The organism is Streptomyces sp. NPDC044002, assembly GCF_056434525.1.
Genome location: NZ_JBWKEZ010000010.1, coordinates 1 through 19,570, shown reverse-complemented (window position 1 = coordinate 19,570; position 19,570 = coordinate 1). Strand labels below are relative to the sequence as shown.

Annotated in this window: 16 protein-coding genes and 2 CRISPR repeat arrays; of the genes, 8 read left to right on the top strand and 8 right to left on the bottom strand. The window is 71.9% G+C overall.

Translation table 11 applies throughout. The annotated features are described in order from the left end of the window. Positions 1–159 precede the first annotated feature (159 nt). The 5 genes from AC07A6_RS10280 to AC07A6_RS10260 are packed head-to-tail and all read left to right on the top strand — an operon-like array spanning position 160 to position 7,573. Positions 160–2,973, top strand: coding sequence for a prenyltransferase/squalene oxidase repeat-containing protein (locus AC07A6_RS10280; RefSeq protein WP_478776800.1), 2,814 nt, complete (start codon positions 160–162; stop codon positions 2,971–2,973). After that, on the top strand, positions 2,970–3,914 hold the full coding sequence (locus tag AC07A6_RS10275) for a hypothetical protein (protein ID WP_478776799.1): 945 nt from the start codon (positions 2,970–2,972) through the stop codon (positions 3,912–3,914). The genes AC07A6_RS10280 and AC07A6_RS10275 overlap by 4 nt, the downstream gene beginning before the upstream one ends. Before the next feature lie 4 nt (positions 3,915–3,918). Beyond that, complete coding sequence (locus tag AC07A6_RS10270) at positions 3,919–5,109, top strand: energy-coupling factor transporter transmembrane component T (RefSeq protein ID WP_478776798.1); 1,191 nt, start codon at positions 3,919–3,921, stop codon at positions 5,107–5,109. Continuing rightward, positions 5,106–6,761, top strand: coding sequence for an ABC transporter ATP-binding protein (locus AC07A6_RS10265; RefSeq protein WP_478776797.1), 1,656 nt, complete (start codon positions 5,106–5,108; stop codon positions 6,759–6,761). Before AC07A6_RS10270 ends, AC07A6_RS10265 begins: the two co-directional genes overlap by 4 nt. After that, on the top strand, positions 6,758–7,573 hold the full coding sequence (locus tag AC07A6_RS10260) for an ECF transporter S component (protein WP_478776796.1): 816 nt from the start codon (positions 6,758–6,760) through the stop codon (positions 7,571–7,573). The genes AC07A6_RS10265 and AC07A6_RS10260 overlap by 4 nt, the downstream gene beginning before the upstream one ends. A gap of 87 nt (positions 7,574–7,660) precedes the next feature. On the opposite strand, the gene AC07A6_RS10255 is transcribed toward AC07A6_RS10260, so the two are convergent. Continuing rightward, positions 7,661–8,137 (bottom strand): cupin domain-containing protein, encoded by a 477-nt coding sequence (locus tag AC07A6_RS10255; protein ID WP_362465501.1) that lies wholly within the window; start codon positions 8,135–8,137, stop codon positions 7,661–7,663. 225 nt (positions 8,138–8,362) lie between these two features. Continuing rightward, positions 8,363–9,115 (bottom strand): hypothetical protein, encoded by a 753-nt coding sequence (locus tag AC07A6_RS10250; protein WP_478776795.1) that lies wholly within the window; start codon positions 9,113–9,115, stop codon positions 8,363–8,365. 107 nt (positions 9,116–9,222) lie between these two features. Here AC07A6_RS10250 and AC07A6_RS10245 point away from each other — a divergent pair, with 107 nt between their 5' ends. The 3 genes from AC07A6_RS10245 (at position 9,223) to AC07A6_RS10235 (ending at position 11,307) form a co-directional block, all read left to right on the top strand. Next, the gene (locus tag AC07A6_RS10245; RefSeq protein WP_478776794.1) at positions 9,223–9,693 is read left to right on the top strand and encodes a Rossmann-fold NAD(P)-binding domain-containing protein; all 471 of its coding nucleotides are present in this window, start codon (positions 9,223–9,225) and stop codon (positions 9,691–9,693) included. Between the two features lie 70 nt (positions 9,694–9,763). Continuing rightward, positions 9,764–10,354: an NUDIX hydrolase gene (locus AC07A6_RS10240; protein ID WP_478776793.1), complete on the top strand. Its 591-nt coding sequence runs from the start codon at positions 9,764–9,766 to the stop codon at positions 10,352–10,354. A 5-nt stretch (positions 10,355–10,359) separates the two neighbouring features. Beyond that, complete coding sequence (locus tag AC07A6_RS10235) at positions 10,360–11,307, top strand: HAD family hydrolase (protein WP_478776897.1); 948 nt, start codon at positions 10,360–10,362, stop codon at positions 11,305–11,307. Positions 11,308–12,146: 839 nt separating this feature from the next. After that, a CRISPR array of direct repeats spans positions 12,147–13,333; the repeat unit is 28 nt; unit sequence GGACCATCCCCGCGGGCGCGGGGTCGAC. A gap of 94 nt (positions 13,334–13,427) precedes the next feature. Beyond that, positions 13,428–14,676: direct repeats of the CRISPR family, unit length 28 nt; unit sequence GGACCATCCCCGCGGGCGCGGGGTCGAC. A gap of 18 nt (positions 14,677–14,694) precedes the next feature. Here AC07A6_RS10235 and cas2e read toward each other — a convergent pair. The 6 genes from cas2e to casB all read right to left on the bottom strand — a co-directional run bounded on the left by cas2e (position 14,695) and on the right by casB (position 19,414). Further along, positions 14,695–15,003 (bottom strand): type I-E CRISPR-associated endoribonuclease Cas2e, encoded by a 309-nt coding sequence (gene cas2e / locus AC07A6_RS10230; RefSeq protein ID WP_478776792.1) that lies wholly within the window; start codon positions 15,001–15,003, stop codon positions 14,695–14,697. Beyond that, positions 15,000–16,007 (bottom strand): type I-E CRISPR-associated endonuclease Cas1e, encoded by a 1,008-nt coding sequence (cas1e, locus tag AC07A6_RS10225; protein WP_478776791.1) that lies wholly within the window; start codon positions 16,005–16,007, stop codon positions 15,000–15,002. Before cas1e ends, cas2e begins: the two co-directional genes overlap by 4 nt. 6 nt (positions 16,008–16,013) lie before the next feature. Next, on the bottom strand, positions 16,014–16,769 hold the full coding sequence (gene cas6e, locus AC07A6_RS10220; protein WP_478776896.1) for a type I-E CRISPR-associated protein Cas6/Cse3/CasE: 756 nt from the start codon (positions 16,767–16,769) through the stop codon (positions 16,014–16,016). Positions 16,770–16,774: 5 nt separating this feature from the next. Then, on the bottom strand, positions 16,775–17,572 hold the full coding sequence (gene cas5e, locus AC07A6_RS10215; RefSeq protein ID WP_478776790.1) for a type I-E CRISPR-associated protein Cas5/CasD: 798 nt from the start codon (positions 17,570–17,572) through the stop codon (positions 16,775–16,777). Further along, entirely contained in the window at positions 17,569–18,723 is a 1,155-nt protein-coding gene (gene cas7e, locus AC07A6_RS10210; RefSeq protein WP_478776789.1) for a type I-E CRISPR-associated protein Cas7/Cse4/CasC, read from the bottom strand. The genes cas5e and cas7e overlap by 4 nt, the downstream gene beginning before the upstream one ends. Before the next feature lie 94 nt (positions 18,724–18,817). Further along, positions 18,818–19,414 (bottom strand): type I-E CRISPR-associated protein Cse2/CasB, encoded by a 597-nt coding sequence (gene casB, locus AC07A6_RS10205; RefSeq protein ID WP_478776788.1) that lies wholly within the window; start codon positions 19,412–19,414, stop codon positions 18,818–18,820. Positions 19,415–19,570: the final 156 nt, after the last annotated feature.

The window sequence follows — 19,570 nt, the reverse complement described above, 5'->3', positions numbered from 1 at the left end:
CCGGCACCGCCGGGCGAGTCGGAATGCCTGGAGCCGGATTCTGCAGCGAGAAACGCCGTCGCGGACTACGGCGTGGTTCGAAACGGCTCCCCCGTGGCCCCACGGGCTGTGGAGCCCTTTGCCACGCACTGGTCCGCCCGGCTGACACGAGGGGCCGTGGTGGGGACCGCACAGCAAGCAGAGCGACACCCGGGAAGCAAGGGGCTGCTGTCGCTCGTATCGGCGGCGCTGCTGGCCTTCGCCGCGAGCGCGGCCTTCGCCGGCGCAGCGGCACCTGCCTCGGCCGACCCGATCGAGCGGTGCACGGCCACCACCGGGGCGATCGTCGCCGTGGACTTCGGCCCGTTCGGCGGCAAGGTGGAGAAGGGCTGCGACACCACCCCCACCACCGGCTACGAGCTGCTGCAGACCGCCGGGTTCACCATGACGGGCACCGTCCACGACGGGCCCGCCTTCCTCTGCCGCATCGGCAAGGGCACCGGCACCCAGTACCCGACCCCCGACAAGGAACCCTGCGTCCTCACGCCCCAGGCCACCGCCTACTGGTCGTACTGGACGGCCTCGCCCGGGCAGCGCAAGTGGTCCTACAGCCAGCAAGGGGCCATGGCCCGGAACCCGAAGCCGGGCGACGTGGAGGCCTGGGTGTACGGCGGCACGGACATCGCCGGCACCAAGGGCAGGCCGTCCTTCTCCCCGGACGACGTCCGCGGCTACTCCACCCCCGACCCCACCGTCCCGATGGCCCCGCCCCGGGTGCCGGCCGGACGCATCGACGTACCCGCGGCCGCCCGCTGGGTCACCGGGACGCTGACGGACGGGGAGCGCGTCGTCGACGAGGGCTCCACGGCCCCCAACCACTTCCTCTCCACGGAGGCCGTCTTCGCCCTCGCGGCGGCCGACCGCAAGAGCCCGGCGGCGAAGAAGACCGCCGATTTCCTCGCGACGCCCGCGCAGACGGACGCGTACGCCTACCCGGCCGGCAGGGACGGCATCCCGGACGCCACCGCCGCGGCCCGGCTCGCGCTGGTCGCCGAGGCCACCGGCAAGGACCCGCGCGCGTTCGGCGGGCACGACCTGCTCGGCGACCTGGTCACGTACGCCTGCCCCCGCGACATCGGCGACGGCGAGACGGTCGAAGGCTGCTTCACCAAGGGCGACTTCCGTACGACCGGGCAGGCCGACGCCCAGGCCATGGCCATGATCGCGCTGGTCAACGCGGGTATGACCCCGCCCCCCGGCTCCGTGGCCCGGCTGACCGCCCTGCAGTGCGAGGACGGCGGATTCACCAGCGTCCTCATCCGGCCCGGCAGTCCCGGGTGCGAGAGCGAGGCCGGCGCCACCGGCCTGATCACCCTGGCCCTGGAGCGGGCCGGCGGCCACGAGGCGGTGCTCCAGAAGGCCCGGAACCACCTGAAGCGGTCCCAGCTGGCGACCGGCGCCTGGCCCGCGGTCTCCTACGAGACGACCGGCAACCCGGCCGCCACCGCCTGGGCCGCCCAGGCGCTGCGCGCCCTCGGCGACGAGGCGTTCGCGGACGCCGGCGTCTCCTGGCTCTCCGGGCACCAGCTCCCGGCGGGCGGATTCGGCTTCGCCGAGGACGACACCGAGCCGAGGCTCCACCCCACCGCGGCGGCTGCCCTCGCGGGCGCCGGCGGTGACCTCGTCTCGTTGACCGCCAAGCCGGCCGAACCGCCGACCCCGACCACGCCGCCTACCCCCACCACTCCACCCACCCCGACCACGCCACCTACCCCGAGCACACCGCCGGCCGGTGAAGGGCCCGACCTGCAGAAGGGCGCCGCGTACCTGACGGCCCCCTCCCGCCTGGTCCAAGGCCGCTTCTACGAGAGCCGGCCCGAATCCGGATTCGCCGACTACGGCCTGACCATCGACGGCGCGTACGCGCTCGCCGCCACAGGCGGGGACAACGCCGCCCTGCGCAACATCGTCGACTTCATGGACAAGGGCGGCAAGGACGGCCAGAAGCGGGGCATCCACGACTGGACCCTCGTGGGCACCAAGTACGAGAACGGCGGCTCCATCGGCAAGGCGGCGGTGCTCGCCCAGGCCGTGGGCCGCGATCCGCGGAACTTCGGCGGCCAGGACCTGATCGCCGCCCTCGCGAAGATCACCTGCCAGGCGAAGACCTCGACCGTCCAGCAGTGCGCGGCCAAGGGCAACTACGCCTACGCCACTTCCGTCTTCAAGCAGTCCCTCGGTGTCATGGCCCAGCTCCGCGCCGGCGAGAAGGCCGCCGCGGCCGATCCGGCCGCCTACCTCAAGAGCCTCCAGACCCCGTCCGGCGCCTGGGTCAGCCTGATCGGCGAACCCAGCGGCCCCGAAGTGGACTCGACCGCCATGGCCGCCATGACCGTGGACCTGCTGCCCGACGCCGGCTCCCAGGCGGCGGTGGACAAGGCACTCGCCTGGCTGGCCACCCAGCAGAAGGAGGACGGCGGCTTCCCGGGCGCCGCCGGGAACTCCGTCAACTCCGCGGCCCTGGCCGTCCAGGGGCTGTCGCTGGACGCGCCCAAGTACGGCGCCCAGATCGCCAAGGCCCGCGCGTTCCTGGCGAGCCAGCAGAACGGCGACGGCGGCTTCAACGTGGCCAAGGGCGGCCAGACCGGCTCCGACCTCCGCGCCTCCGCCCAGGCCGTCGGCGGCGCCACCGGCATCTCCTTCGGCACGCTGACCCGCGACCTGACCGGCACCACCCCCCAGCCCGTGCCCGGCATCTCCGGAGGAACGTCCGGTGGTACCTCGGGCGGCAACGGCTCGCCCGTCATCGTGACGCCGGGCGAGAACGGCGGCGGCACGGGCTCCGCGGGTGGCTCCGGGGCTGGTGGCGGTCCCCTCGCGTCCACCGGAGCCCGGGTCGGCACGCTCGCCGCGGCCGCGCTGGTCCTGACCCTCGGCGGCTGGGGCGTCACCCGTGCCGCGAAGCGCCACCGCCGGCCGGGAGCGGGAGCATGAGCCGCGACCGCGCCGTGCGCGCCTTCGCCCGGGCCGCCGCCGCGCTGGGGCTGACGGTGGCGGCCTTCGCCGCCACCGCTGCCCCGGCCGGCGCCGCGCCGCAGCCGATGGCTCAGTGCACCACCTCTTCGGGGGTCGTCCTCGCCGTGGACTTCAGCCACTGGGGCGGCCCCGTCTACCGCTCCTGCGGCACCACCCCCACGACGGGCCACGAGCTCCTCAACCAGGGTGGCTGGGCCACGACCGGCACCGGCCACGACGGACCTGCCTTCATCTGCCGGATCGGCTACAGCGGACACCAGGGCGGCAAGCAGTACCCGACCCCGCAGCAGGACGACTGCGTCCTGACCCCGCCGGCGTCCGCCTACTGGTCGTACTGGCACGCCGATCCGGGCCAGAACGCCTGGGAGTACAGCCAGTTGGGCGCCATGCTCTACAAGCCGAAGCCGGGCAGCGTCGATCTGTGGATGTTCGGCGGCACGAACGTCGAAGGCACGGAGGGCCGTCCCACCGTCACCCCCGATCAGCTCCGCGCCAAGAACACCCGGCCCACCGGGGTCCCCGCGCCCCAGGACACCCGCACCGCGGCGCCGCTGCCGCCGGACGTCAACACCGGGCCCAGGCCGGAGAACCCGCCTCCGGCCGGCCCGCAGGCGACAGCGACGGCGACGGCGACGCCGCCCGGCCCCGCGGCACCGGAAAGTCCCCCGGCCCTGGCGAGCCCTTCGGACAGCGTCCCGCCCGCGCCCTCCGCGCCACCGTCCTCGTCCGGTGCTCCGGCCGTGGCCGCGCCCGGCCCCCAGGTGGTCGAAGCGGCGCCCGCCGCCGATGCGAAGCACGATGCCGGCTCGTACCTGCCCGCCGTCGCCACCGGTGCGCTGGTGCTGCTCATCGGCGCCGCGGCCGTGTACGCGGCCGCGCGCCGCCGTCGTACGGAGTAGCGGCGTGCCACGCACCACCACCTCGACGCAGGCGGCGAAGGCCTCCCCGTCCGGCACCGCGCCGGACACGGGCGGCCGCCGCCTGCCGCGCACCCTGCACCCCGTCGCCTGGTGGATCTGGGCCCTCGCACTGGCCACCGCCGTGAGCCGCACCAACAACCCGCTGCTGCTCTTCCTCGTCCTCGCGGTCCTCGGCTACGTCATCACCATGCGACGCACCGAGGCGCCCTGGGCCCGCGGCTTCAAGTACTACTTGTACCTCGCGCTGACCGTCGTCACGATCCGCGTCACCTTCCGCGCGGTCTTCGCCACGGGCATCACCCCCCGCGACCACTTCCTCTTCTCCCTGCCCCGCATCCCCACGCCCGACTGGTACGCGGGCATCCAGCTCGGCGGGCCCGTTTCCCTGGAAGCCCTGCTCTCCGCGGCGACGGACGGGCTCCGCCTCGCCTGCATGCTGTGCTGCATCGGCGCCGCCAACACCCTCGCCAACCCCAAACGGGCCCTCCGTGTCCTGCCCGGCGCCCTGTACGAGCTGGGGGTGGCCGTCACCGTCTCCCTCAGCGTCGCCCCGCAGCTCGTCCAGAGCGTGCAGCGCGTCCACCGCGCCAAGCGGCTCCGGGCAGGACGCCCGAAGGGCCTGCGCGCCCTGCGCGGCGTCATCGTTCCCGTCCTGGAGGACGCCCTCGAACGGTCCCTGCGCCTGGCCGCCGCCATGGACTCCCGCGGCTACGGCCGGGCCGGTACCGCCACCCGCCGCTCCCGCCGCCTGACCGGCGCCCTGATGCTGCTCGGCATGTGCGGCCTGTGCGCCGGGGCGTACGGACTGCTCGACGCGACCGCGCCGAAGCCGCTCGGGCTCCCGGCCATGGGCGCCGGGGCCGTGCTGTGCTTCGCCGGGCTGCGCCTGGGCGGCCGCCGGATCACCCGGACCAGCTACCGGCCCGATCCATGGCGCTTCCCCGAATGGGCCGTCGCCGGCTGCGGCGTGCTCTCCGCCGTCCTGCTCTTCGCGAACGTCGGCTTCAACGCGGCCGAGCTCAACCCCTCCATCTATCCGCTCAGCTGGCCCACCCTGCCGCTCGTGCCGGCCGCCGCGGTCCTCCTCGCGGGGACCGCCGGCTTCCTGGCCCCGCCGCCGACCGCGTCAGCCCGTGCGGCCGTCCCGCCCCAGCGCACCGAGGAACCCAAGTGATCACCTTCGACCAGGTCACCGTCCAGTACGAGGACGCGGCCGAACCGGTCCTGCGCGACGTCGACCTCACCGTCGAGGAGGGCGAACTCTGCCTGGTCGTCGGCCACACCGGCGCCGGCAAGTCCACTCTCCTCGGCGCCGTCAACGGCCTCGTCCCGCACTTCACCGGCGGCACCCTCTTCGGCCGCGTCCTCGTCGACGGCCGGGACACGGCCCAGCACCCGCCCCGCGAACTCGCCGACGTCGTCGGGGTCGTGGGCCAGGACCCCCTCGACGGCTTCGTCACCGACACCGTCGAGGAAGAACTCGCCTACGCCATGGAACAGCTGGCCGTCCCCCCGGCCACCATGCGCAAGCGCGTCGAGGAGACCCTCGACCTCCTCGGCCTGGCCGACCTGCGCCACCGCGCCCTGCACGAGCTGTCCGGCGGCCAGCAGCAGCGCGTCGCCATCGGCTCCGTCCTCACCTCCCACCCCCGGATCCTGGTCCTGGACGAGCCCACCTCCGCACTGGACCCCACGGCCGCCGAGGAGGTCCTGGCCGCCGTCACCCGCCTCGTCCACGACCTCGGCGTCACCGTCCTGCTCGCCGAGCACCGCCTGGAGCGCGTCGTCCAGTACGCGGACCGCGTCATCCACCTGCCCGGCAACGGCCGCGTCGTCTCCGGCACACCCGCCGAGGTCTTCCGTACCTCCTCCATCGCCCCGCCCATCGTCGAACTGGGCCGCGCGGCGCACTGGACCCCGCTGCCGCTCTCGATCCGCGACGCCCGCCGGGCCGCGGCCCCCCTGCGGACCCGGCTGGCCGGCACCGTTCCCCCGCCGGTCCGCCCTGCCCCGGCGGCGGACCGGCCGGAACTCCTCGCCGCGCGCGGCATCACCGTGACCTACCACGGCGTGCCAGCCGTCCGCGAGGTCGACCTGACCCTGCACGGCGGTGAGATCACCGCCCTCATGGGCCGAAACGGCTCCGGCAAGTCCTCCCTCCTGTGGGCGCTCCAGGGCTCCGGACCGCGCAGGGCCGGCTCGGTGGCCGTCGTCACTCCCGACGACCCGAAGCCGCTCGACCCGCGGAAGCTGTCGGCCGCCGACGCCCGGCGGCTGGTCGGACTGGTCCCCCAGACCCCCACCGACCTCCTCTACCTGGAGTCCGTCGAACAGGAACTCGACCAGGCCGACACCGAGTCCGGAGTCACCGCCGACGGGATCCGGTCCCGCACCATCCTGGACCGGCTCGCACCCGGCATCCCCGGCTCCACCCACCCCCGCGACCTGTCCGAGGGCCAGAAGCTCGCCCTCGTCCTCGCGATCCAGCTGACCGCCGCCCCCCGCCTGCTGCTCCTGGACGAGCCCACGCGCGGCCTCGACTACCAAGCCAAGAGCGAGCTGATCCACATCGTCGACGCCCTCGCCGCCGAGGGCCGGGCCGTCGTGATCTCCACCCACGACGTCGAGTTCGTCGCCCGCGCCGCCGACCGCGTCGTCGTCATGGCGGAGGGCGACGTCGTCGCCGACGGTCCCACCACCGAGGTCATCGTCGCCTCCCCGGTCTTCGCCCCCCAGACCGCGAAGATCCTCGCCCCGCTCCCCTACCTCACGGTCGCCCAGGCGGCCGCCACCCTCACCGACCACGGGACGGACCCGGCCTCATGACCACACGCGCCCCAGCCGTCCGGATCAACGCGCGGGCCGGAGCGGTCATCGCCATGGCGGCCTTCCTCGGCACCGTCGCCTTCTTCTGGCCCTTCCTCGTCGCCCCGGGGAAGTTCGGCTCGAACTATGCCCCGCCGCTGATCTTCGGCGTCCTGCTCGTCATCGTCCTGTGCGTCGTGATCTCCGAGATCGCCGAGGGCGGCATCAACTCCAAGGCCCTGGCCATGCTGGGCGTCCTGTCGGCCGTCAACGCGGCCATCCGCCCCCTGGGCGCGGGCACGGCCGGGATCGAGACCGTCTTCTTCATCCTCGTGCTGGCCGGCCGGGTCTACGGCCCGGGCTTCGGTTTCACCCTGGGCTGCACCTCCCTCTTCGCCTCCGCCCTCATCACGGGTGGAGTCGGGCCCTGGATGCCGTACCAGATGTTCGGCTGCGCCTTCGTCGGCATGCTCGCCGGCTTCCTCCCGAAGGCCTCCGGCCGCAAGGAGGTCGCGATGCTCGCCGTCTACGGATCCGTCTCCGGCTACCTCTTCGGCTTCCTCCTCAACCTCTCCTTCTGGCCCTTCTCCCTCGACCCCAACAGCTCCATCGCCTACCTGCCCGGCCTTCCCTTCACCGAGCAGTTCCACCGCTACCTCGCCTTCGACCTGGCCACCTCCCTCGGCTGGGACACGGGGCGGGCCGTCACCAACTTCGTCTGCATCTGCCTGGCCGGCCCCGCCGTCCTCACCGTCTTCCGCCGCGCCGCCCGCAAGGCCCGCTTCCAGGCCCCGATCCGCTTCAGGCCCGGCACGGTCCAGGCTGACCGGTGAGCGGCAGGGCCCGCCGCCGACTTCGACGGCGGGCCGTACCCGTCGGTGCAGCCACCGCGCGGCGTGCGGTCAGAACCGGATCCCGGATCAGGCGTGCCTGTCCGAAGCCTGTCGGGCGGGCTGGACCGACCAGCTCGGCGGCTCGTCGCCGCCCGAGGCTTCGTCGCGCTCCGCGTCGGCGAACGTCGCATGGACCTTGTCCGGCGCGTGGTGGACCGGCGCGTACACGGCGTAGAGCTGCAGGGGCTCGTCACCGATGTTGGTGACGTTGTGCCAGGTGCCGGCGGGCACGAAGACCGCCCAGCCGTCCTCGACCTCCCGGTCGAAGTCGAGCCGGTCCTCCGCGCTGCCCATCTGGACGCGTCCCCGGCCCGCGTCGAGCCGCAGGAACTGGTCGGTCTCCGGGTGTGCCTCCAGGCCGATGTCCTCGCCCACCGGGATCGACATGAGGGTCAGCTGGAGGTACTTCCCGGACCAGGCGACCGAGCGGTAGTCGGTGTTCTCGACCGTCGCCTTCTCCAGGTCGAAGCTCTGGGGTTCCGGCCCGATGTCCTTGATGGTCATGCTTCTCTCCCGGTCGATGGAGGTGGTACGGGTTCGGGCGCAGATTCTGCGCCGGAACCAACCCTCCCAGATCCACGGGGGTGTTGTGACCGGACGCCAGTGACACGCGAGCCGGCCGCTACGGAGGCCAGGGGCACCTGTCCCTCCAGCCCCTCCAGGCGGCGGGCTCCCCCGCGCTGCCGGTGACGGTCGCGACGCGAGCCGCTGCCGAACGTCAGCTCACGGTCACCCGTAGTCCTCGACCAGTTCCGCGATGAGCGCGAGCAGGGCGTCGGCCCGGTGGCGGTCATCGCGCTGTTCCCGCAGGGCCTGGTCGAGCGCCCGGAGTCCGGCCAGGGCGACGGGGTTCCGGTCCCTCACCTCGTCGAGCAGCGGCGTGGTGACCAGGTCCAGGCACCGGGTGAACAGGAGCCGGGTGGCCGCGGCGGGAGGAGCCGGGTCCGGGGCGGTGAAACCGCTGGTCAGGTAGCGCACGGGATCCGTGAGGCTCCAGCCGGCGTAGGCGCCCTGCTGGACGAGGAGCGCGACGCCGGGTGCGATGCCGATCCGGGCCTCCAGCGGCTCGTCGAGGACATCGAGGTCGCGCAGGCAGGTCAGCACGGTGTCCCCCGGAGCACGGCACAGCTCCGTCGCCACCTCCAGGCGGAAGTCCCGGGCCTCGTCCGCGCGGAGACCGCCCGGACGGACGGCGGGTGCGGCAGGAACACGGGCGCTGTCCTCGGCATCCGCGGCCGCACCGGGGAGCTGGAACTCGGCACCGACCAGTTCCCGGCCGGCGGGATCGAAACGGAAGTCATCGGGCGTGTCCCACAACCAGTCCTGACTGCCGAAGGTGTCGAGCTGGAACCGCTCGCGCTGATTCACATCCGTGTACGACGCGATGCGCACGCGGAAGTCCCGGAACACGAAACGTGGTGCGATGGACAGGGGTTCGCCCGTCACGGTCGCGGTCCAGCCGCCGTCGATGTCGAGCCTCATCGTGATTGCCGCCTCATCGGATCTGTACGGCCGGTGCCATGTAGCCATTCTTCGCGGGAATCCTGCCCTCCGCGACATCGGGGTGCCTAATCGGCGCACCGCGATCGGTGGGCAAGCCGTTCGCGCAGGCACTGAGCCACGGGTTCGCGACTGCCGAGCGTCTCCACGACGCCCTGCGCTACGCGGACTTGGTGGTGTGTGCCACGGGCGCGGGGGTGCTGGCCCACGAGGACTTCGCGGTCCTGCGCGATGGCGCCTACGTATCGTCGGTCACCAGCGCCGAGGACGAGCTCAGCCTCGGCCGCCTTCCCGCCACGCACACCCTTGCGCCGTCCGGGGCGCACGTCACCCGATACACGTCCCCCGAAGGCCGCTCGTTCCACCTGTGCAACGACGGCAACGCCGTCAATTTCCTCCACGGGGCGACGGTGGGCCCGTTCATCCTCCTCGTCCAGGCGGAGATCCTCGCGGCGCTGGCGGCCCTCTCCCGCGGCGACCTCTCGCCGGGGCTCCACGAGCTCTCCCACCGTGAGTGCGAGGCCGTCGCCGCGCTGTGGCTGTCGCACTTCAACACCTGACGGCGCCGGCCGTCATTCCCCCTTCCGGTCCTCTCCCTCGATCGCCCCGTGCGCAAGAAAGGCTGCATCCATGGCTGTCCACGCCGCGCAGATGCGCAGTGCGCTGTCCGGATTCCTCGTCCGCCACCCCGAGGACGCGGTTCGGCTGAGTGCCGTCAGCGCGGCTCTGGCCGAAGCGGGCGACGCCGTGGCCTCGCGTGCGGAGTTCCGCGGGCACGCGACCGCGGGGGCCGTCCTGCTCGGCCGCGACGACCGCGTCCTGCAGATCCGCCATCGCGCACTCGACACCTGGCTGCTACCCGGCGGGCACCTCGAGCAGGGGGATGACGATCTCCAGCGTGCCGCCCTGCGCGAACTGTGCGAGGAGACCGGCGTCGACGCCGCCACCATCGGCCTGGCCGACACCGCCCTCCTCGACATCGACGTCCACACCATTCCCCCGAACCCCGCGAAGGGCGAACCCGCCCACCCCCACTTCGGCTTCCGCTACCTCTTCCGCCTGCGGACCCCCGACCCCGTCACCCGGCTGCAAACGGACGAGGTGAGCGCCGTCCGCTGGGTCCCCGATTTTTCCGCCGGGCTCGCCTGCCCCCGGTTCGGCAGCCGCCTGCGGCGGGCGCCGGCCCGCCCCGCCATGCGAACGGCGCAGGCCCGCCCGTGACCGACATGCCGCCCGGTACGCCCGGCACCGCGCCCCACCCCGGCCCGGCCGTCCTGTTCGACCTCGACGGCGTACTCCTCGACAGCCGCGCCGCCATGCGCCACGCGGTACTCGGTACGGCCACCTCCGTACTGGGCCACAGGATCACCGACGACGACCTCCCTCCCGACAGCGACCACCTCCCGCACGACCGGCTCCTCGGCCGGCTGGGCGTCACGGACCCCGCCATCGTCTTCGGACCGGCCTGGGAGGCGGCACTGGCCGTCGCGGCACGGGGCACCGGCACCACCGCCTTCCCTGACGCCGAGCACGTCCTTCGCCGGATCAAGGCCGCAGGCGCCGTCATCGGGGTCGTGACCCTCCAGCCACGGCACAGGCTGGCCTGGCTGCTGCCGCCCGGACTCCACGAGCTGTTCGACACCGTCGTCGGCTGGGGCGACGCCGAGCCCAAGCCGTCCGGCGCCGGTATCACCCTGGCCCTCGAACGCCTCGGCGTCCCCGCCTCCAACGCCTGCTTCATCGGCGACACCCCCACCGACATCCAGGCCGCCCGGGCCGCTGGAGTCCTAGCGGCCGGCGCCGCGTGGGGCTACACCGGCCCGCCCCTCGCCCACCACGCCCCCGACCTCCTCCTCCACCACCTCACCCACGCCCCCAGTCCTGCGCCACCTCGCCCTTCCGGGCCCGCGCATGTGCTACGCAGAGCACCCGCAGGACTGATGAGACAGGGCGCGCCGCCCAACAGGTCGAGGGCCGTGCACAGCCCTCAACCTGGCCGCGGTCCCGGAGGTAGCGGTCCGCTTCGCTACCCCACAATCGAACATCGAGGTAACGCTCCGCGACGAGTCCCCAAGACTGGTGCCAGAACCCGAAATCCGGGGTCAAGGCCCGCCGACGCTCAAGCGTCTCACCGCCCGCTGCCCCTCGGCAGCCGCACAGCACTGCCGGCGTAAGGTCGCACGACCCACGCTGGGACGAGGTCGCCGAGGGGCAGCAGTCTGCGGCTCCGGACCGGATTCCCATGTGCGCGCCCCTTCCACCAAAGGCGTCGCCCTCAACGCTGCGTAACCAGCACCTAACCAGCAAGGGAGTCAGCGCCGGCCCTCCAAAACAGGCGGAATTCTGCAAATCCGGCGCGGCATGGAGGGATTAATTCCGGGGGTAGAAATGAGCCGGCGGCGGTCATGATGGGACTCGATTGTGATGGCCCGCCCCACATATGCCCCTCACCTGGGGACTTCTACATTGTGGCCACAGCCGACGTCCCCGCAAACCTTCTGGAAGTGGTACACATCGTCTGCCCCGCAGCGAGCAGACCAGTCCGTCCGGCCTACGCAGGATCGTTGCCGCCAGCCTCATCGGACCACCATCGAGTGGTACGACAACTCATCCGGTCGAGGCTATGACCTGTAGGTTTCCCCTCACTGAGGCGCGGAAGTCAGCACCGAACCAGCACCGGAACATCCCGTGCTGGTTAGGCAGGAGCAGCAGGCTGAACCGGAACGGGGTGGAAGGCCGCCTACAGGCAGCAAGAAGGTCACTCAGCGTAGCGCACTGCCCCGGCCCCCGACCCTGAACTCTCGACCGTCCCGGGGCTGATGCGCTCCGCCAGCCTCGTGTGTCCATACCGGGAAGTCCGGGTCGACTACCCCAGAGCCCGATCGAACAGGCCACCCTCGACCCTCCCCACAGAGGCAGGGTCCACGTGCCGCGCCCTGCAGGACGCCTTCGCTCTTCGAACGATCCCTGTCCTCTCGAGCACGGCATTCCAGCCCGGCACTCGAAGTTGAACGGGCCATCCCCGCGGGCGCGGGGCCGACACCGTGCGGACGTTGTGGGGCAGGATCCACAACGGACCATTCCCGCAGGCGCGGGGGCGACGGATGTGGCCGGGGGTGCAGGGGGCGGAGCCCCGGACCATCCCCGCAGCCGCGGAGTCGACACGCGCCCCTCCCAGAACCCCCGGGAGGAGGCCGGACCATCCCCGCGGGCGCGGGGTCGACAGGGCGCCGGCGACACGTGGGGCATCCTCGCGAGGACCATCCCCGCGGGCGCGGGGTCGACGCGCCTTCCTTCGGGGACTTGGCGTCCCGCCGCGGACCATCCCCGCAGGCGCGGGGTCGACCGCAGACCGGAGTCGTCGACCTTGCCCTTGACCGGACCATCCCCGCGGGCGCGGGGGCGACATCCCGATCACGAGACGGAGCTCCATCATGCCCGGACCATCCCCGCGGGCGCGGGGTCGACTGTCACACGGGCGTGTGACACGGGTGGCTGGGCGGACCATCCCCGCGGGCGCGGGGTCGACCCGATCTCTGCCTGCGCACCGCCCGGTATCGGCGGACCATCCCCGCGGGCGCGGGGTCGACGAACGCGGCCATCAGGGCGTCGCGCAGGGTGCCGGACCATCCCCGCGGGCGCGGGGTCGACATCACCTCCGGAGCGTGACCCGCCGTGGCGCTCGGACCATCCCCGCGGGCACGGGGTCGACTCGTCCTCGGCCTGGGTGGTCATGTGGCGGGCCGGACCATCCCCGCGGGCGCGGGGTCGACTTTGCCCTGGTAGGCATAGGAATGCCCGGAGACGGACCATCCCCGCGGGCGCGGGGTCGACCGAGCCCTCCGGGATGCCCCAGGCCTCCATCTCGGACCATCCCCGCGGGCGCGGGGTCGACCCGGAGAGCATCAGGGCGCTGATGTCGGTGGCCGGACCATCCCCGCGGGCGCGGGGTCGACCGGGGTGCGGCTCTGCTCGGGCTCGGGCGCGGCGGACCATCCCCGCGGGCGCCGGGTCGACGCGAAGGCCCCCGGCGCCGGCCTCGACAAGCACGGACCATCCCCGCGGGCGCGGGGTCGACGCCCTCTTACGGCTCACCGTGACCGCCCTGATGGGACCATCCCCGCGGGCGCGGGGTCGACTGCCCGGTCACATCGTGACCGAGGGGCACACCCGGACCATCCCCGCGGGCGCGGGGTCGACCGCAGGATCCCCCGGGACTCCATCGCGCGGCACGGACCATCCTTGGCGGGCGCGGGGTCGACGGCTCACCTCATCTCATGATCAGCATCGTGGACGGACCATCCCCGCGGGCGCGGGGTCGACCGGCCTCGGAGCGTCCGCGCGCGGTGTTCCCGCGGACCATCCCCGCGGGCGCGGGGTCGACTCCCGACGGCCTGCGAAAGCCGCCGGAACCGGGGGACCATCCCCGCGGGCGCGGGGTCGACGGGATCATCGTGTACGGGGCGGTGCGGCCTTCCGGACCATCCCCGCGGGCGCGGGGTCGACGAACTGGCGCCGAAAGCCGGTTCAACGACGTGCGGACCATCCCCGCGGGCGCGGGGTCGACCACCACTTCGGCCCTGTCCGGCGCCGAAGCTCCGGACCATCCCCGCGGGCGCGGGGTCGACGCCGGCCTTGTGGGAGAGCGCGCCCTGGTGGACGGACCATCCCCGCGGGCGCGGGGTCGACCTGACGTCCGGGCTCGGCGGCCTCTCTCGCTCCGGACCATCCCCGCGGGCGCGGGGTCGACAGCAGCGCGCGTACCGCGATGACGGGGTCCTCGGGACCATCCCCGCGGGCGCGGGGTCGACGCGCTGCCAGCCGGCAAAGGCCCGGCTGAGGAGGGACCATCCCCGCGGGCGCGGGGTCGACAGGAGCCCGTCCGTGACGTTCGCGTGCAACGGCGGACCATCCCCGCGGGCGCGGGGTCGACCGCTCATGCGGGACCAGCACCTCACGCACCGACGGACCATCCCCGCGGGCGCGGGGTCGACATCCAGATACGGCGCTTCGGAATCGCTGCTTGAGGACCATCCCCGCGGGCGCGGGGTCGACGGCCCCCACGGACCCTGGGACGACCAGATCGCCGGACCATCCCCGCGGGCGCGGGGTCGACCCCTTCCCGCCGCCGCCCTTCCCGCCGCCGCCCGGACCATCCCCGCGGGCGCGGGGTCGACCGAGTGACGGAGCCGGAGAAGGAGCAGCTGCCGGGACCATCCCCGCGGGCGCGGGGTCGACGCGGACCCCGCGTGATAGATCACCTGCCGGTGCGGACCATCCCCGCGGGCGCGGGGTCGACCCAGTCCATGGCCATGATCGTTTTGTCCGCCGGGGACCATCCCCGCGGGCGCGGGGTCGACGCGCCGGACGAGGTCTTCAACGGCATGAACGACGGACCATCCCCGCGGGCGCGGGGTCGACGCGGGAACCGCGCCCCCCAGACGGGCCACCCTCGGACCATCCCCGCGGGCGCGGGGTCGACCAATTCCTCCGAGAAATCCGAAGCGTAATCCTCGGACCATCCCCGCGGGCGCGGGGTCGACACTTTCTCACCTGGGAGTTTATAAGCGCAGGCGGGCGTTTTCGTTTAGTTGCTGTTGAGGACGGGCGGAAAGGATCAGCCCATCGAAGTCGACGGGCTGCCAGCGGTCGCGGCCTGCGGTCCGGACGGCCCAGCCCTGTTCGTTGACGGCGGGTTCGATGAGGATGGCCTGGCCGTCGCCGATTCTGGTGGCCAGGAGTTCCCAAAGGCGGTCGCGAATGCGGCGGCTGGGGTTGCCGACGAATACGCCTGCGCTGGTTTCGACCATCCAGCGCGTGAGGTGTCCGCGGAGGCCTTCTGGGGCGGCGACGAGGATGATGACGGTCATGGAGTCGGCTCGGCCTCGTTGATTTCGGGTCCGATGACCGCGATGTGGTTGTCGGTCATTCCGTGCGCCGAGAGATCGGCGTGGCTGGAGTAGTTGGTGCCACCTGGCACAGCGCCAAGGCGCTCGTCCCACAGGAGGTTTGCTTCAGGATCTTCGAAGTCTGTCCCGTCAGGGGTGAGGAGGTTCTTGATGTCAGTGACGATGCGGCCGAGGAGCCTGTCGCGGGCGATGAGGTCACGGAGGCCGAGTCGAGCATCGCGTTCTTCTGTGAGGCCTTGCGCGGCAAGGTCGAAGGCTAGCGGGATGGTGTATTCGGCCTTGTAGAGGTCTGCGATGTCCAGGACGAAGGATGTGGCTTTGCCGGTGTGGACGAAGCCGAGTCCCGGGCTCGCGCCGAGTCCGATGATGACCGCGTGGCAGATGCCGTATAGAGCGGCGTTGGCTGCCGATAGAAGCCGGTTCAGGTCGTCGCCGGCCGCGAAGGCGTCGCCGGCCTTGTAGACACGGCCGTTCCAGGTGACGCCCGTGCGGGCTGCCTGGGCGCGGTAGAACTTGCGGACGCGGGTGCCTTCGCGGCCGCGGAGTTGCTGCATGGTGAGGTTGGAGACGTCCTCGCCCGGGAAGCGCATGGCGTACATGGTCCGGGCGACCGCGAGGCGCTCCTTGGGACGGGTGACGAGCCAGGCCTGGCGGTGGAGGAGCCCGGCGCCCCGGCTGGGGCCCAGGCCGGCCGCGTACATGCGGACGCCCTGCTCGCCTACCCAGCACACGGTGGTGCCGGAGTCGGCGAGCAGGCGGATGGCCCCGTGGGTGACGCGTGTGCCGGGGCCGAGGAGCATGACGGCCACCATCGCTGCGGGGACTCGGACTGTTTGCCACTTGTTGATGATGACGACGGCGTTTTCGTCACGGTCCAGGTGGCTGCGCTCCACGTAAACGCTGGAGACGCGGTCGACGAGGCGGTGCAGGTCCTGGGGGTCGGCCTTCCACCAAATGTCGGTCACTGGTCGTCAGTGCCCTTCAGGTAGTGGGGCGAGGGTGAGCAGTCCGCATCCGTAGGCCTTGTTGGGGCCGATACCGGCCAGGAGATACTCGGTGAGCAGGACGGGGTCGGTGATGCGCAGGCGTCCTTCGAAGGTGACGGCGTTCATGACGACCTGGGCTTCCTTCGTCTTGGCTGGTCCTTTGCCGAAGGAGCGGCGTTGGCGGGTGGTGATGCGGATGTCGCGTGGGGGCTCGTCGTCGGTGTTGCGGGTTCCGTCCAGGTGCGGGGCTGTGGGGACCTCGAAGCCCCACCGTGCGGTGCGGGTGAGGAACCAGTCGAGCTGGGCTGCGGCAGTGCGGTGTCCCAGACGGAAGCCGCGCCGTCGGCCGCCTGCGTCGATGCGTGTCTGTTGTGACGTGGTGGGTTTGTCGGGCCGGGTGGTGTTCTGGACGGGGTTGGCGGTGAGGCGGAAGGCGAAGCTGCGTCCCGGTGCCAGCTGCTGCAGGAGCGGGGTGTAGTCGCGTACCGCGCAGTGCTCGCCGTCGGCACCGGGCCATCCGGCCTGTTCCACGAGATGGGTCCAGTCCGGCTTGTCGGTGGTGAGGACGAAGAGGTGGGGGCGGTGGGGATTGTCCGGGTCAAGCCTCCACAGGGTCCGCGCCTGTTCGGGCAGACCGGGGAGGCCGCCTTGGACTGCGGCGTGCATGGCACGCGGGCTGGCGAGGAGATTTCGGCTTTCCGCACGCAGGGGGTTGATGCGAATACGGGAGAGGTAGGGCATGTCAGTCACCAGCCCAGGAGGGCGAAGGGGTCGTGGCCGCCGTTGTTCCGGGGGCGTGTGGTGTCAGGTGTGAGGCCGGTGGGGGCCTGGAGGTAGGTGTGCCGGGTGCGGCGGGTCGTGAAGGCTCGGCCCTTGGGGGTGAAGGACAGGGGGACGTCGTCGCGGACTTCGTCTCCTGCCGGGTCGTCGAGGGTGGCGGGCAAGTCGATGTGGGCTGCGTCGCCGTTCTGGCGACCCCAGCGCTTGCGTACAGCGGGGGCGGCTTGCCAGGGCTCCGCGCGCAGCGCGTCTTCGAGTGATCCGGTGCGCTGTCCCAGGGACAGGGGTTGTGCGGGTGCGCAGGAGCGGCGGCCCAGGGCAAGAGGGAAGGCGGGGTGATGTACGGCGTGTTCGAGGGTGGTGATGAGCCCTTCGGGTCCTTCGACGGCCGCGAGGAAAACGGCGTCCTGTAGGTAGAACCGCTGGGTGATGTGTGTGTGCTTGGCGGGTGAGGTGGGCTTCTGCTGGCCCTTGGCGGTTACGGCGGCGGAGAGGAGTGGCTGACCGCGGTAGTCGCTCACAGTGTGGTAGTCGCGCAGGATGCTGCCCGGCTGGTCGATGCGGACACCCAGTGCGAGCTCGGCCAGGTCGTCCAGCGGCGCGTGGCGCGAGCGGCCGGCGGCTGCGGCGAGGAGGCCTACGATCCCGGATTTGGTGGGCTCGGGTCGGGTCTCGCGCCGGTTGAAGGCGCTGCGGTCTCCCCATGACTGAAGTGGTCCGGCAAGCCGGAGCAGGAGGACGGAGCTTCGTGCGGCGGCGGTCACGCCTGGGCTCCCAGGGCAGTGGTGATTCGGGCGCGCAGGGTCGTGCGCAGGTCCGCGAAGGTGACGGGCTCACCGAAGGCCTGGGTCAGGGTCTCGGCGGTGTCCTTCGTGCGGGGCTCACTGGTGGTGAAGGTGTGGCTGGCGGCGTTGTAGAGGGGTGTGTCACCCCACACCTGGGTGGCGGTGATGTGTTCCTCGGCAAGTCGGCGGGCGGAGTTCGCCTGGATGCCGGGCTCCGCCGGGACGGGCTCTTCGAAGGCGGAGACCAGGTTGACCGGCTGGTCGGCACGTACGACTACTGCCACTAGGCTGGGTCGGGTTCGGTGAGCGAAGGAGTTCTGGTATCCGGTGGGAGCGGACAGGGCGAAGCTGTCGACGAACTGGTCGAGAGCATCGAGGGCGGCCTGGGTGTCTCCGCCGAGGTTGTCGGACAACTGGGCGAATCCGACGGTGGCGTAGCGGTAGAGGGTGGCGGAGTTGAAGCCGATGGTGCCGATCATTCCGGCCCCGGTCTCGTCCTTCTCGTTCTGGTCGTCGACGGCAGTGAAGTAGTCGAACTCGAGCTGCGTCTCGTGGGTGGAGAGCGCGTGGGCGACCTGTACGGCGGCGTCCACGTTGAGCTTGGGGATGTCGGCGACCATCCGGCCGAACAGAGCGACACCCACGGGGTGCCCGGTTGCGAAAGCCTCTGTGACGGGCAGTTCCTTGACGGCTTCGGTGAGTGCCTTCTCGTCCAGGGCTGTCAGATCGGCAGCGCGGCTCTTCACGAGATCGGCGACCGCGTCGAGCTGAGCGTTGCCGTAGAAGAGGAGGTATGCGGTGTCGCCGGCCTTCTTGCCCTGGCTGAGGCCGAGCTGGGCGAGCAGTGCGGCGGCAATCCGTCGGGCCGGGTCGTAATCCAGGCCGGTGTTGCCTGAAATCCGGGTGACGAGTTCGTTGGTGATCCGCTTGGTTCGCGTGGCACGTTCGGCCTCAATGGAATGGGAGTCGAAGTGCTGGCGGGATGCGCGCTTCCAGGCCTGGGAGGAGACGCGGGAGCGGCGTACTCCGCCGTAGATGGCTTCCTTGGGGTTTCCCTGGTCGTCCCGGTTGAGGTTGGCGGGCGGGACGGTCTGGATGACGTGGATGTCGATGAAGAGGCGTCGGTTCATGGGGTGGCTCCGAGTTGGGCGGTCGGCCTGCGGCCGGCACGCGTGTGGAGGGGAAGGCTCGGGATGCGTGAGGCTGAGACCGGGCTCGCTGTGGTCAGTGGCTGGTAGGCCTCGTCTGGCTCCAGGCGGAGTAGTCCAGGCCCCAGCGGCGGCGTACGCGGTTTCGGGACTCGGGCCGGTTCCAGTGGAGGATGTCGGAGGCGAGCCGGTTGTAGTCGAGGGGCTGCTTGATGTCCCTGAGCTGGGTGACCAAACCACGTAGCCGCAGTTGGAGTGCCGACGTCGATGTGGCGGAGAACGTCTGCTGAAAGCGGGCGTCAACTGCCGCCTCGCTGCTGCGGTCATGCCGTCGGAGTTCGAGCATGGCCTGGCCGAGGCCGACTTCGCCGCGATGCATCGGCCGGTCCTGGCTTTGCTGATGCAGCCCGTACAGTGCGAGCGCCATGTGTTCGGCCTCCTGAGCGGCCGAGACCTCACCGCGGCGTGCGGCGAAGTCGTCGACGGGACACGTGTAGAACGGGAACATCTCCAGCACCGTCCCGGCGGGGCGGCCCAGCCCCTTGCGCAGCACTGCGAGGTCTTCCCCGGGCGGGCGTTTCTCCGCTGCACTGCCGGTCTTCCGGCGCCAGGTGCCGTCCTCGGCGATGTACCGGTGCCAGATTCTCTGCTTCGTGTGGGCTTCGTCGGTCATGGTCGTGTCCAGACGTGATGAGGGCTCTGTGCCACAAGAGGGCATGCGGGGATGCCCTGGGCATTGGGGGGGGGGGGGCCCCCCCCCACCACGCCGGGGGGCTTTTTGGGGCTCCGAAAAAACGTTGGATTTCTTTTCCACCCCTCCCCACGCGGG

Excerpts from the sequence above, each read along its gene's own strand:
- AC07A6_RS10275 (WP_478776799.1), top strand. The coding sequence starts at position 2,970 with ATGAGCCGCGACCGCGCCGTGCGCGCCTTCGCCCGGGCCGCCGCCGCG.
- AC07A6_RS10260 (WP_478776796.1), top strand. The coding sequence starts at position 6,758 with ATGACCACACGCGCCCCAGCCGTCCGGATCAACGCGCGGGCCGGAGCG.
- AC07A6_RS10255 (WP_362465501.1), bottom strand. The coding sequence starts at position 8,137 with ATGACCATCAAGGACATCGGGCCGGAACCCCAGAGCTTCGACCTGGAG.
- AC07A6_RS10250 (WP_478776795.1), bottom strand. The coding sequence starts at position 9,115 with ATGAGGCTCGACATCGACGGCGGCTGGACCGCGACCGTGACGGGCGAA.
- AC07A6_RS10240 (WP_478776793.1), top strand. The coding sequence starts at position 9,764 with ATGGCTGTCCACGCCGCGCAGATGCGCAGTGCGCTGTCCGGATTCCTC.
- AC07A6_RS10235 (WP_478776897.1), top strand. The coding sequence starts at position 10,360 with ATGCCGCCCGGTACGCCCGGCACCGCGCCCCACCCCGGCCCGGCCGTC.
- cas2e (WP_478776792.1), bottom strand. The coding sequence starts at position 15,003 with ATGACCGTCATCATCCTCGTCGCCGCCCCAGAAGGCCTCCGCGGACAC.
- cas6e (WP_478776896.1), bottom strand. The coding sequence starts at position 16,769 with ATGCCCTACCTCTCCCGTATTCGCATCAACCCCCTGCGTGCGGAAAGC.
- cas7e (WP_478776789.1), bottom strand. The coding sequence starts at position 18,723 with ATGAACCGACGCCTCTTCATCGACATCCACGTCATCCAGACCGTCCCG.
- casB (WP_478776788.1), bottom strand. The coding sequence starts at position 19,414 with ATGACCGACGAAGCCCACACGAAGCAGAGAATCTGGCACCGGTACATC.